We start from the raw sequence: 13226 nt of genomic DNA on the forward strand, positions 1-13226 counted from the left end.
TCCTATGAGCATCACATGCGGATGGTGTCGTCTCGATACTCCCCGGACAGGACTTCACCGGAGTTCTCGCGGGCTCGAAGCTCGACGCGTCGAATCTTGCCGGAGATGGTCTTGGGAAGCTCGAAGAACTCGATTCGACGCACCCGCAGGTACGGCGCCAGATGTTCGCGGGCGTACTTCAGGATCTCGATTGCTGTGTCCTCGTTCGGTTCCCAGCCGGCGGCGAGGGCAACGTAGGCCTTCGGCACGGCCAGGCGCGTCTCGTCGGGAGCAGGGACGACGGCCGCTTCGGCCACGGCTGGGTGCTCGATGAGCACGCTTTCGAGCTCGAAGGGCGAGACCTTGTAGTCCGATGCCTTGAACACGTCGTCGGTGCGTCCGACGTAGGTGATGTAGCCGCGTTCGTCACGGGATGCCACATCGCCGGTGTGGTAGTACCCGCCGGACATGACTTCGGCGTTGCGAGCCGGGTTGTCCAGGTAGCCGGTCATGAGGTTGAACGGATGCTGCTCGAGGTCCAGGCAGATTTCACCCTCGTCCGCGCGCTCACCGGTCACCGGATCGATGATCACGACGGGCACACCGGGGAGCGGTCGACCCATCGAACCGAACTTCAGCTCCGCGCCCGGCGTGTTCGCCACCAGCGCAGTGGTTTCCGTCTGACCGAAACCGTCACGGATGTTCAGGCCCCACTGCTTCTGCACGTGCGAGATGACTTCCGGGTTCAACGGTTCGCCCGCACCGATGGCCTCACGCAGCGCACCCCGGCCACCGGAAATGTCGGCCTGAATCAGCATGCGCCACACCGTCGGCGGGGCGCAGAACGTCGTCACCTCGGCGCGACGGATCTGCGCGAGCAGAGCCTTGGCGTCGAACCGGGTGTAGTTGTAGACGAAGATCGTCGCCTCGGCGATCCACGGTGCGAAGAAGCAGCTCCACGCGTGCTTGGCCCACCCGGGTGAACTGATGTTGAGGTGGACGTCGCCCGGCCTGACACCGAGAAAGTACATCGTGCTGAGGTGGCCGACGGGGTAGGACACCTGGGTGTGCTCGACCAGTTTCGGCTTGCTCGTCGTTCCCGAAGTGAAGTACAGCAGAAGGCGATCGTCGGGGGCTGTCACCGTCTCGAACGGTTGCGCGTCCTGGACGTCGTACGCCGAACGGAAGTCTGTCCAACCGTCGTGCGCACCGACCGACAGCTTCAGATACTCACCCGGCACCTCGTCGAACTTCGGTGCGTCGGCGGGGTTGACGACGACGGCCTTGGCTTTCCCGCGCTGCAGGCGGTCGGTCAGGTCCGCGGAGCCGATCGCCGTGGTCGTCGGCATCAGAACGGCGCCGAGCTTCATGACGGCCAGCATCGACTCCCAGAGCTCGACCTGGTTGCCGAGCATCAGGATCACCGAGTCGCCTCGGCCGATGCCCAGAGATTCCAGCCACCGCGCCACCTGGTCGGAACGCCGCGACATGGCGTCGAACGTGTACTTGCCCTCGGACCCGTCCTCCTCGACGATCCACAGGGCGGTGCCGTCGTTGCCTCGTGCGTACGCGTCGAACCAGTCGATGGCCCAGTTGAACTTCTCACCGAAGGCGGGCCACTGGAAGTTCTCCGTCGCAGCGTCGTAATCGCCGTAGGCATCCAGCAGTACGTCGCGGGCCTGCTTGAACGCGGTGTAGGCCGTTCCGTCCGTCATGATCACTCCCTAGCTGTGGCGCACATCTCACTTACTCTTCACGCTATTGAGTCGAGTGGTAAGCGCGCTACCCCCGAACAGGGGTACGGGGGTAGCCGCTTGGTTCCGGGGGTGCTCAGATCCGCTCACCCGATTCCGGGTGGAACAGGTGAAGTGCACCGTCCAGCCGTGTGAGGGCGACGCTTTCGCCGATCTTCGCGGGAGCGCGAACGGCCGAGCGTGCGACGAGGGACACCGGTCCACCGTCGAGTCCCTTGACCTTGGGGTCGTCGAGGTGGGCGTAGACGTACGATTCGCTGCCCAGCTCCTCGATGAGGTCGACCTTGCCCTCGAAACCTTCCCCGCTTCCACGCGTGATCCCGAGCTGCTCGGGCCGAAGCCCGACGGTCACGTTGTCCAGTCCGAGCGAGGCGAGCTTGGTCAGCTCATCGCGTTCGAGAGGTAACAGGAAGTTGCCGATCTGCACTCCGCCGGACCCGATGGGCACCGTCATGAGGTTCATCGCGGGCGAGCCGATGAAGCCGGCGACGAAGGCGTTGACCGGATTGTCGTAGAGGTCGGTGGGCGACGCGAACTGCTGCAGCTTGCCACCGCGCAGCACGGCAACCCGGTCGCCCATCGTCATGGCCTCGACCTGATCGTGGGTGACGTACACGGTCGTCGTGCCGAGACGACGCTGCAGGGCCGCGATCTGCGTACGCGTCTGCACGCGCAGTTTGGCGTCGAGGTTGGACAGCGGCTCGTCCATGCAGAACACCTGGGGCTCACGAACGATGGCGCGGCCCATGGCAACTCGCTGACGCTGACCACCGGACAGCTTGCCCGGCTTACGGTCGAGGTACTCCGTCAGGTCGAGGATCTTGGCGGCCTCCGCGACCTTCGCCTTGCGCTCCTCCAGCGGGACGCCGCGCATCTTGAGCGCGAAGCCCATGTTCTCCCCGACGGTCTTGTTGGGGTAGAGCGCGTAGTTCTGGAAGACCATGGCGATGTCGCGGTCCTTGGACGGCACGCCCACCATGTTCTTTCCACCGATCTCGATGGCGCCGCCGTCGATCTCCTCGAGCCCGGCGAGCATGCGCAGCGCGGTGGACTTGCCGGAACCGGACGGTCCGACGAGGACGACGAACTCGCCGTCCTGGATGTCGAGGTCGAGTGAATCGACGGCGAGCTTGTCGGCACCTTCGTAGACGCAGGATGCCTTCTTGTACGTGATTGCAGCCATTTCAGTGAGCTCCTGTACCTATTTGATGGCGCCGAAGGACAGACCGCGCACGAGCTTGTTCTGCGCGAACCATCCGGCAAGGACGACGGGGAGGGCTGCGAAGGTCGCAGCGGCGGACAGCTGTGCCCAGTACAGGCCCTGTCCGGTGATGAAGCCGACGAGGTAGACCGGAATGGTCTGTGCCTGAACGGCGGTGAGGTTGACGGCGAAGAAGAACTCGTTCCACGAGAAGATGACGCAGATGAGCGACGTCGCGGCGATACCGGGAGACACGAGCGGCAGGATCACCTCACGCACCGAGGTCCACAGCGATGCACCGTCCATGCTGGCGGCCTCGAGCAACTCGCTCGGAACTTCCAGGAAGAACGACCGCATCATCCACACCGCGATGGGGAGATTCATTGCGGTGTAGAGGATCACGAGTGTCCAGATGTTGTCCAGCATGCCGATGTCGCCGACGATGACGTACAGCGGAACGATTGCCGCGACCACCGGGAGCATCTTGGTGGAGATGAAGAAGAACAGCACGTCCTTCGTCTTCTTCACCGGCCGCAGCGACAGAGCGAACGCGGCCGGAACACCCAGCAGCAGAACGAGAAGCGTCGAGACCACGGTCGCGAACGCCGAGTTGAGCAGGGTGGTGCCGATACCGCTCTCGAGCACTCCGCGGTACTGATCCAGCGTCGGGGTGAAGAACAGCTTCGGTGGGTCCGAGTAGGCGTCGGCCTCCTGCTTGAAACCGGTCAACACCATCCACAGCACGGGGAAGAAGAACGTGATGCCCGCGACCCAGGCGACGAACGACCAGATGGTGCCCGGGCCCCACTTGCTCTTGCGCTTGATGGCGACACCGTCGGATGTCTGCGGTACTGCTTTCTTGTTCGTGGTAGCGGTACTCATCACGCAGCCTCCTCGTTTCCACTGAAGCTCTTGAAGATCAGTCTCAGCGCCAAGGTGCTGACGATGATGGTGGCCACCACCGTGACCACGCCCATGGCCGCGGCCTGCCCGATGTCGAATCCGAGGAAGGCGCGCTGGTAGATGTAGAACGGCAGGTTCGCCGAGGCGACACCCGGGCCGCCCGAGGTCATCATGTACACCGCGTCGAAGGTGTTGACCAGGTAGATCGCACCGAGGACGGCACCGAGTTCGATGAACCGCCGCAGGTGCGGGAGGGTGAGCTCCCGGAACAGCTTGAAGGGCCCTGCGCCGTCGACTCGCGCCGCCTCGGAGATGTCCTTGGGCATCGACTGCAGACCGGCGAGAATCAGCAGCATCATGAACGGCGTCCACTGCCAGATCAGGTTGGCCATGACGGCCGGCAGCGGGTAGCGAGAGACCCAGTCGATCTGGTCCACGCCGAACGGGCTGAGCACGAAGTTGATCAGGCCGAAGACCGGATCGAACATCGTGGTCTTCCAGATCAGCGCACCGGCGACCGGAGTGATCAGGAACGGTGTGATCAAGAGCGTACGGATCAGGCTGCGGCCGATGAACTTTCGATCCAGCAGCAACGCCAGGAACAGACCGAGGATCACCGAGATGATGACGGTGCCGACGATCATGATCACCGTGTTCAGTGCGACTTCACGAAACTGACTGTCGCGGAACACGTCGACGTAGTTGTTGAGCCAGTTGAACTCTCGCGAACCAGGTCGGACGAGGTTCCACGACTGAGTCGAGTAGTACAGCGTGAACAGGAAGGGGATCTGGGTGACGACGATAGCGAACACCATCGCGGGCAGGAGCGGGCCGCGTCGACGCCACCCCTCGGCCTTGGAGATGGTTCTCGGTCTCGGTACGAACTTCTCGGAATCGGCTTCCGCCGATCGCGTTTCGGTGGTGGTCATCCCTGGCCCTCCTGGTACGTCTTACCGACCACTTCGGCGTACTGCTGCGCTTGTTCGAGCGCGTCCTGGACGCTGATTCGTCCTGCTACTGCTGCACTGATCTGTTGGCTGACACGAGTTCCGAGGTCCTGGAACTCGGGAATGGTCAGGAACTGCACGCCCGTGTACGGGACGGGGTCGACCGTCGGATTGTTGGGGTCCGCACCGTTGATCGAGTCCAACGTCACCTGGCCGTACGCCGCAGACGCTTCCTTGTACTCGGGAATCTCGTAGGTGGACAGGCGGCTTCCGGGCGGAACGCGCTCCCACCCCAGCTCGTTTCCGACCTTGTTCAGGTACTCCTTGCTGGTCATCCACGACACGAACTTCCATGCGTCGTCGGGATTCTCCGAGGTGGTGGGGATTCCGAGCGCCCAGGAGTACAACCAGCCGTTGTCGCCCTTGGCTTCGCTCGGGGCCTTGGCGTATCCGATCTTGCCGACGACGTTGCTGGACGTCGGATCCTCGAGCACCGACACGGCGGAGGTGGCGTCGTACCACATCGCGGTGTTGCCCTGCGAGAGCTGCGTTCCGCACTCGCTGAATCCGCTGGTTGCGGCGCCGGGCTGGCCGTGCTCGCGGACGGTGTCGACGTAGAACTGAACGGCGGCTTCGGTTTCCGGGCTGGTGAGCTGTGCGTTCCAGTCCTCGTCGTACCAGCGTCCACCGAACGAGTTGATGACGGTGTTCAGCGGGGCGAGAACCTCTCCCCAGCCGGGCTTTCCGCGGAGGCAGATTCCCGAGACGTCAGGGCTGTCGAGTTTCGCGGCGGCGTCGGCGACTTCCTGCCACGTCGGCTCCTCCGGCATCGTGATGCCTGCCGCTTCCATCAGATCCTTGCGGTACATCAGGAACGACGACTCACCGTAGAACGGGACGGAGTACATGCTGCCCTCGTAGGACAGTGACTCCTTCAGCGTCGGAATGAAGTCGTCCTCGTCGTAGCCAGGCGTCGCGTCGGCGTACTCGGACAGGTTGGTGAGCCAGCCGTTCTCGGCCCACTGCGGGGTCTCGAAGTTGCTGATCATCACGACGTCGAACTCACCGCCACCGGTGGCGACGGACGCGGTGATCTTGGCACGAGCCTCGTTCTCCGACAGAGACACGAACTTCAGATTGATACCCGGGTTCTCGGCCTCGAACTCGGGCGCCAACGAGATGGCGTCGGACATCTGCGAGTTCGACACGATGGCGACGGTGATCGTCGTGCCGTCACCGTCACCACCGATCGAACCTGCGCCGGCACAGCCGGACAGCGTCAGGGTCGTCGCGAGCGAAGCCGCGACGACCACCTTGGGTAATAACCTCACTGGGACACACCTTCCGTTGTATGCGCCATCAACCAACGCGCACTTTCGATGTCGGTGACGAGTACGGAGGCGAAGCCACCGCGAAGTGCACCGAGTATTGCCTGGTGTTTCTTCACACCACCGGAGATCAGAATTGCCCGGTCGCACGACCGAATGGCGTCGAGTCCGACGGACACCGTTCGGTCCGGAAGCGAACCGCCCGTCGGGGTCCCGTCGGCATCGAAGAATCGTCCACCGATTTCACCGACGGCGCCGAGACTGCGGAGCTCGTCGATGATCTCCAAGTCGATGAAGCTGCCCTCGAACAGCGTGGTCGACGTGGAAACGGGACCGAGGCCGTACATCATCGCTTCGGCCTCGGTCCCGGCTTGTAGGGCGCGGGATATCACCGAATCCTGCTGCAACGCCGTCACTGTCGCCGGATCGGCGTACAGCGGCGCGTTGAGACGGACGGGCCGCGCCTGCAGATATTCCGCGCAGCGGCCCAGGGTGTACTCCACACCGGTCTGGTAGTCGGCCGAACTCATCGACCCGTCGAGCTGGACCACCTGGGCGCATTTCGCGCCCCTCGACTTCAGCGAGTGTGCGACGGCCACGGTTTCCGGGCCCCACGTGAATCCGAGTGTGTCGGTCGACGCCAACCGCCTTGACAGCACCGCGGCCGCGGCACGCCCCAGCGATCCGTACCCCCGGTCGGTGCCGTCGATGACGTCGGGAACGACGAGAGCTTCCGTCAGCCCGAAGGTTCGCTCGAGATCGCGCTCGATATCGGCGTGCACGGTGCCCTGCAACTCGTCGGGCACGTTGATCTCGATGGTGACCAGCCCGAGCGCTCGCGCTTTGGCGACCAGCCGTCCTGCGGTGGGGCGGGAGACCCCGAGCTTGGCGGCAATCTCCGCCTGCGTCGCCCCCTCGACGTGATACATCGACGCCGCACGGAGGGCGAGCCGCAGGTCGTCGGTGGTTTTCGACGAACGCTGCGGTCCCGGAACCTCGGGGACCGAAATTGTCACGACTCTCCTGCGGACGGTGAACATATGCTCAGGGTGTGTTCTTCTGCTCATTAAGCTAACATTCAGGTGTGATCTACACAACACCAACCCAAGAGGAGTTTCAGGTGCCACAGTCGATGCAGGTCAGCGTTCTCAGCGGACCCCACGAGATTCGACTGGAGGAGCGACCGGTTCCCACCCCGGCGGCCGACGAGGTTCTGGTCCAGGTCACCGCCGTCGGAGTCTGCGGATCCGACGCGCACTACTACCGGGAAGGCCGAATCGGCGACCACGTCGTGAACGGCCCACTGGTACTCGGACACGAAGCAGCAGGCGTGATCGTCGGAGTCGGTTCCGCAGTGGCCGACACCCGAATCGGCCAGCGCGTCTCGATCGAACCTCAGCGCCCGGATCCGACGAGCGCACAGTCGCGCGCCGGCCGATACAACCTGTGCCCGTCCATGGAGTTCTTCGCGACGCCGCCGATCGACGGCGCCCTCGCCGAGTACGTGTTGATCCAGTCGGTCTTCGCGCACACGATTCCCGACGAGATCTCCGACGAAGCCGCTGCCCTCTTCGAACCGTTGTCGGTCGGCATCGCGTCGGCCCAGAAGGCACGGATCACGGCGGGTTCCAGCGTGTTGATCGCGGGCGCGGGCCCGGTAGGCCTCGTGACCGCACAGGTCGCCCGCGCATTCGGCGCCACGACCGTGATCGTCAGCGACATCGACGCGGCTCGTCGGGTCAACGCATCCACCTTCGGCGCGACGCAGGTCCTCGACCCTGCAACGGACGATGTTCGAGAGCTCGAGGTCGACGCGTTCATCGACGCGTCCGGTGCGGCCAGGGCCGTCGTCGACGGCATTCATGCGGTTCGGCCCGCAGGTACCGTGGTGCTGGTGGGTATGGGTGGATCCGACTACGCGTTGCCGATCTCGTTGATCCAGAACCGCGAACTCGTACTGACCGGAGTGTTCCGCTACGCCAACACCTGGCCCATCGCTCGTGAACTGGTTCTCGGCGGACTGGTCGACCTCGACGCAATGGTCACCGCACGGTTCGATCTCGCTCACGCCGAGGACGCGTTGAACGCGGACAAGGTCGCTGGAAGCATCAAAGCTGTTGTCATCCCAGGACTCTCGAAGGAGACCGACGTATGAAGCTGAACTCGCGCACACTCGACGACTTCATCGAGGACGTCGCAGTGCCCACCTACGATCGGTCCGACGTGACGGCCGGGATCGTGCATTTCGGTGTCGGCGGGTTCCACCGCGCCCACCAGGCGATGTACGTCGACCGACTGCTTCAGCAGGGCGAGGCGTCGGAGTGGGGAATCTGCGGTGTCGGCGTCCTCCCCGGTGACCGGAAGATGAAGGACGTCATGGACGCCCAGGACTGCCTGTACACGCTGGCGCTCAAGCACGCGGACGGCACCTGGGACACCCGAGTCATCGGGTCCATCGTCGAGTACCTCTTCGCACCGGACGATCCCGAGGCCGTGATCGAGAAGATGGCCGCGGAGTCGACGCGTATCGTCTCGCTCACCATCACCGAAGGCGGATACAACTTCTCCGCGACGACGGGCGAGTTCGACGCCGAGAATCCGTCCGTCCAGGCCGATCTGATGGACGGGGCCGTTCCGTCGACGACGTTCGGGTTGGTCGTCGCCGCTCTCGCGCGACGCAAGGACCGCGGACTGAAGCCGTTCACCATCATGTCCTGCGACAACATCGAGGACAACGGGCACATCGCGCAGTCGACGTTCACTGCGTTCGCGCACCTGAAAGATCCCGAGTTGGCGCAGTGGCTGACCGCCGAGGGCGCATTCCCCAACTCGATGGTCGATCGCATCACGCCGGTGACCACTCCCGAAGTGGTGCAGAGCCTTTCGGAGCGTTACGCGCTGGACGATCAGTGGCCTGTCGCGGGCGAGCCGTTCACGCAGTGGGTCCTCGAGGACAAGTTCACGCTCGGTCGCCCTCCGTTCGAGGACGTCGGAGTACAGGTGGTCGAGGACGTCACGCCGTACGAGCTGATGAAGCTGCGACTGTTGAACGCGAGCCATCAGGCACTCGCGTACTTCGGCTACCTCAGCGGCTACCGGTTGGTGCACGAGGTAGCCCAGGACTCACTGTTCTCCGAGTTCCTGCTGGCCTACATGAACGACGAAGCGACTCCGACGCTGCAGCCGGTCCCCGGCATCGATCTGGGTGACTACAAGAAGACACTGATCGAACGCTTCTCCAACCCGGAGATCCGCGACACCGTCGCGCGGCTGTGCGCGGAGTCGTCGGACCGAATTCCCAAGTGGCTGTTGCCCGTCATCCGCAAGAATCTCGAAACCGGCGGAGACATCAGGTTGTCCACTGCTGTCGTCGCCAGCTGGGCACGGTACGCCGAAGGTGTCGACGAGCAGGGTCAGCCGATCGAGATCGTCGACCAGCTCGCCGACACCCTGATTCCGATTGCCCGGAAGCAGCACGACGATCCCACGGCCTTCATCGCCAACCGCGCAGTCTTCGGCGACCTGATCGACAACGAACGCTTCGTCACCGAATACCGCACGCAGTTGGACTCTCTGCACTCCGAAGGCGCCCGCGCGACCCTGGAACGCCTCCGCCACACGTGAGTGGAGATGTAGGGCAGGGCCTACATCTCCACTCGCACAGGGGTTACTTGCCGAACTCCGCCGTTCCGACGGTCCAGGCCTTGGCCTGATCGCTGAGCGTGAAGCCGAGGCCCGGGCGGTCGGAGAGATGCATCCTGCCGTCGCGGGTTTCGAGGTGCTCGTCGAACAGCGGATCGAGCCAGTCGAAGTGCTCCACCCACGTCTGCAACGGGTACACCGCCGCGAGGTGGAGGTGAATCTCCATCGCGAAGTGCGGTGCGAGCTGCAGGTTGTGGTGCTCGGCCAGCGAGGCCAACTTGAGGAACTGCGTGATTCCGCCGATACGCGGGGCGTCGGGCTGAATGATGTCGACCGAACCTGCCTCGATCAAGCGGACGTGCTCTCCGACGCTGGCCAACATCTCACCGGTCGCGATGGACGTGTCGAAGGTGCGCGCGAGCATCGCGTGACCTTCGGCGTCGTAGGCATCGAGCGGTTCTTCGATCCAGACGAGGTCGAACTGTTCGAGAATGCGGCACATACGGTTCGCCGTCGGGCGATCCCATTGCTGATTGGCGTCGACCATGAGCGGGACGTCGTCGCCGAGGTGCTCGCGGACAGCTGTGACGCGGGCGATGTCGGTGCGCCAATCCGGCTGACCCACTTTGAGTTTGATGCCGCCGATTCCGGCCGCGAGGGATGCCGTCGCATTGTCCAGGACTTCTTCGATCGGGGTGTGCAGGAACCCGCCGGAGGTGTTGTACGTCTGCACGGAATCGCGTGTCGCACCGATGAGTTTCGCGAGCGGCAGCTGCGCACGCTTGGCCTTGAGGTCCCAGAGTGCGATGTCCACGGCCGCGATGGCCTGTGTGGCAACGCCGCTGCGCCCGACCGACGCCCCTGCCCACTGCAGCTTGGTCCAGATCTTGGCGATGTCGCTGGGATCCTCGCCGATCAACACCGGTGCGATCTCTTTCGCGTGTGCGAACTGGGCCGGTCCACCGGCACGCTTGGAGTAGCTGAAACCGATTCCTTCGTGCCCCTGCTCGGTTCTGATCTCCGCGAACAGGAACGCGACCTCGGTCATGGCCTTCTGCCTGCCGGTCAGAACCTTGGCATCGCTGATGGGGTTCTTCAGCGGCAGCGTGATCGACTTCAGCGTGACGTGTGCGATCCGGTCGATGGTCGCGTCGCCGGCCGCGAGGGCCTTGATCGCCGCGTCGGGTGCGGTGAGGCCGCTGGTGGGCTTCGAGGTTCTTGTCTCTACGTCGATGGACACTGCGACTGATCTCCCTTGAACGGCTGGTGGTGTACCTCACACGCTAGGGGGTCCATTCATTCAAGTCCAAGACTATTTGTGGATACATCGATACTGGTTCAGCATCGCCGACGCGGGATGGAAATACACCGGACTGCATGCATCTCCATCCCGAAAGCCCGTCAGTCGACGAGGCGTTCGCCGGTCACGGTCGAGAACAGATGCGTCCGCTCCGCCGCATAGGACAAGGTGATCTTCTCGCCCCGACGTGGCGGAATGCGACCGTCGGCGCGCACGACGATGGGCTGCTTGGCTCCGTTCACGTCGGCCTGGCCGTAGACGTAGGCGTCGGCGCCGAGTTCTTCGACGACGTCGATGGTGACCTCCAGGCCCTCTCCCGTCGTGATCTCCAGATCCTCGGGACGTACGCCGAGCGTGACCGAGCTTTCCCCGATGCTCGCAACAGCCGAGCGGGGGACCGGCACGATCTCCCCGCCGAAGCTGACGCCGCCGTCGACAAGCGGAAGTTCCAGAAGGTTCATCGCGGGCGACCCGATGAACCCGGCGACGAACACGTTGTTCGGGTGCTCGTACATCCGGCGCGGAGTGTCGCATTGCTGCAGCACGCCGTCCTTGAGCACCGCGACGCGGTCGCCCATCGTCATGGCCTCGACCTGGTCGTGGGTGACGTAGACGGTGGTGGTGGCGAGGCGACGCTGGAGCGCGGAGATCTGCGCGCGCGTCTGCACACGCAGCTTGGCATCGAGGTTGGACAGCGGCTCGTCCATGAGGAACACCTGCGGCTTCCGGACGATCGCGCGGCCCATCGCGACACGTTGACGCTGACCGCCGGACAGCGCCTTGGGCTTGCGATCGAGGAACTTGGTGAGGTCGAGAATCTTGGCCGCATCCTCGACGCGCCGCTTGATCTCGCCCTTGTCCTCACCCGCGATACGCAGGCCGAAGCCCATGTTCTCGCCGACGGTCATGTGCGGGTAGAGCGCGTAGTTCTGGAACACCATCGCGATGTCGCGGTCCTTCGGCTGGAACTCGGTGACGTCGTTGCCGCCGATGGTGATCGCGCCGCGGTCGACGTCCTCGAGCCCCGCGAGCATGCGGAGCGACGTCGACTTTCCGCAGCCGGACGGGCCGACGAGGACGAGGAACTCGCCGTCCTCGATCGCCAGATCGAGCTGATCGACGGCAGGCTTGTCCCCGCCGGGAAAGAACTTGGTGACGTTCTCGAACGCAACTGTTGCCATGATGGGTGTGCTCCTTCACCGGCAGGAACGTGCCGGACGATCCGAGTGGGAGTTGAACGTATTGTTCATGTATGTGAACTTGAGTCAAGATGGTGACTTCGTTTCGAACTATGCACTAACGTGATGCGCAGCACAAGACTTTTCGACGGAAACGAGGAAACATGACGACGCTGTTGATCACCGGCGCGGCCGGAAACATGGGCAAGATGCTCCGGCCACTGCTACGTCGCCCGGACCGGACACTGCGGTTGTTCGACATCGCCGAGATAACCGATATCGACTCCGCCACAGAAGAATTCGTCCAAGGATCGGTCACGGATCGCGACGCCGTATCGCGTGCGGTCGACGGCATCGACGCCATCCTGCATCTCGGCGGCCTCAGCACCGAGGACTCCTGGGCCAACATCCTCTCGGTCAACGTCGACGGCACCCAGGCGATCTTCGACGCTGCCGTGACCCACGGAGTGACCCGGGTGGTGGCAGCGTCGAGCAATCACGCGGTGGGCTTCTGGACGCACGACGAGGCAGGCGGAAAGCCGTTGCCCGGCGACGTCGGCCCGCGTCCCGACGGCTTCTACGGCTGGTCGAAGGCTGCCGTCGAAGCACTCGGACGGCTGTATCACGATCGTTTCGGAATCGACGTGGTGAATCTGCGCATCGGATCGAGCTTCGAGAAGCCACCGAACTACCGCGGCCTGGCCAGCTGGATGTCGCCGGCCGACACCGCCCGCCTCATCGAAGCCTCACTCTCCGACAGTGCCAAAGGATTTCACACCGTCTGGGGAATTTCGAAGAACTCCCGCGCCTGGTGGTCGGGCGAACAGGGCGCCGCCATCGGATACGAGCCCCAGGACGACGCCGAGCAGTTCGCCGACGAATTCCTCGCCGACCACGAATGGACCTTCGACGACCCGATCCTCCAGCGCGTCGGTGGTGCCTTCTGCGACCACCCACTGGGCACACGCATGCACTAGTGGGCTGCCCTGTTCGC

The 13226-nt window shown here is 63.9% G+C and carries 11 protein-coding genes; 3 read left to right on the forward strand and 8 right to left on the reverse strand.

All coding sequences use genetic code 11. The features are described from left to right. Window positions 1-11: 11 nt before the first annotated feature. From CH292_RS11505 to CH292_RS11530, 6 genes are all read right to left on the reverse strand, one after another. The gene (locus tag CH292_RS11505) at window positions 12-1694 is read right to left on the reverse strand and encodes an AMP-binding protein (protein ID WP_179277956.1); all 1683 of its coding nucleotides are present in this window, start codon (window positions 1692-1694) and stop codon (window positions 12-14) included. Between the two features lie 115 nt (window positions 1695-1809). Continuing rightward, on the reverse strand, window positions 1810-2916 hold the full coding sequence (locus CH292_RS11510) for an ABC transporter ATP-binding protein (protein ID WP_094626613.1): 1107 nt from the start codon (window positions 2914-2916) through the stop codon (window positions 1810-1812). Between the two features lie 18 nt (window positions 2917-2934). Then, window positions 2935-3816, reverse strand: a complete 882-nt coding sequence (locus tag CH292_RS11515; RefSeq protein WP_019667814.1) for a carbohydrate ABC transporter permease — start codon at window positions 3814-3816, stop codon at window positions 2935-2937. Then, complete coding sequence (locus CH292_RS11520) at window positions 3816-4766, reverse strand: carbohydrate ABC transporter permease (protein WP_019667813.1); 951 nt, start codon at window positions 4764-4766, stop codon at window positions 3816-3818. The genes CH292_RS11515 and CH292_RS11520 overlap by 1 nt, the downstream gene beginning before the upstream one ends. Next, window positions 4763-6097, reverse strand: a complete 1335-nt coding sequence (locus tag CH292_RS11525; protein WP_019667812.1) for a sugar ABC transporter substrate-binding protein — start codon at window positions 6095-6097, stop codon at window positions 4763-4765. The genes CH292_RS11520 and CH292_RS11525 overlap by 4 nt, the downstream gene beginning before the upstream one ends. A gap of 14 nt (window positions 6098-6111) precedes the next feature. Continuing rightward, complete coding sequence (locus CH292_RS11530; protein WP_143545752.1) at window positions 6112-7152, reverse strand: sugar-binding transcriptional regulator; 1041 nt, start codon at window positions 7150-7152, stop codon at window positions 6112-6114. Window positions 7153-7244: 92 nt separating this feature from the next. On the opposite strand from CH292_RS11530, the gene CH292_RS11535 reads away from it, so the two are divergent. Further along, a complete protein-coding gene (locus CH292_RS11535) occupies window positions 7245-8267 on the forward strand; it encodes an NAD(P)-dependent alcohol dehydrogenase (protein ID WP_033190329.1) in 1023 nt (340 codons plus the stop codon). Further along, window positions 8264-9736 carry a mannitol dehydrogenase family protein gene (locus CH292_RS11540; protein ID WP_094654792.1) on the forward strand — a complete coding sequence of 491 codons (1473 nt, stop codon included), beginning with the start codon at window positions 8264-8266 and terminating at the stop codon, window positions 9734-9736. Before CH292_RS11535 ends, CH292_RS11540 begins: the two co-directional genes overlap by 4 nt. A 43-nt stretch (window positions 9737-9779) precedes the next feature. Here the strand turns inward: CH292_RS11540 and CH292_RS11545 are convergent, their stop codons facing one another. Further along, window positions 9780-10994, reverse strand: coding sequence for a mandelate racemase/muconate lactonizing enzyme family protein (locus CH292_RS11545; protein ID WP_020112357.1), 1215 nt, complete (start codon window positions 10992-10994; stop codon window positions 9780-9782). A 161-nt stretch (window positions 10995-11155) separates the two neighbouring features. Next, window positions 11156-12235, reverse strand: coding sequence for an ABC transporter ATP-binding protein (locus CH292_RS11550; protein ID WP_019667807.1), 1080 nt, complete (start codon window positions 12233-12235; stop codon window positions 11156-11158). Window positions 12236-12396: 161 nt separating this feature from the next. On the opposite strand from CH292_RS11550, the gene CH292_RS11555 reads away from it, so the two are divergent. Then, window positions 12397-13209: an NAD(P)-dependent oxidoreductase gene (locus CH292_RS11555; RefSeq protein ID WP_094654793.1), complete on the forward strand. Its 813-nt coding sequence runs from the start codon at window positions 12397-12399 to the stop codon at window positions 13207-13209. The last annotated feature ends 17 nt before the right edge of the window (window positions 13210-13226 follow it).

The sequence above is a fragment of the Rhodococcus sp. 14-2470-1a genome, assembly GCF_002259425.1.
In the GTDB taxonomy this organism is placed as follows: Bacteria; Actinomycetota; Actinomycetes; order Mycobacteriales; family Mycobacteriaceae; genus Rhodococcoides; species Rhodococcoides fascians_E.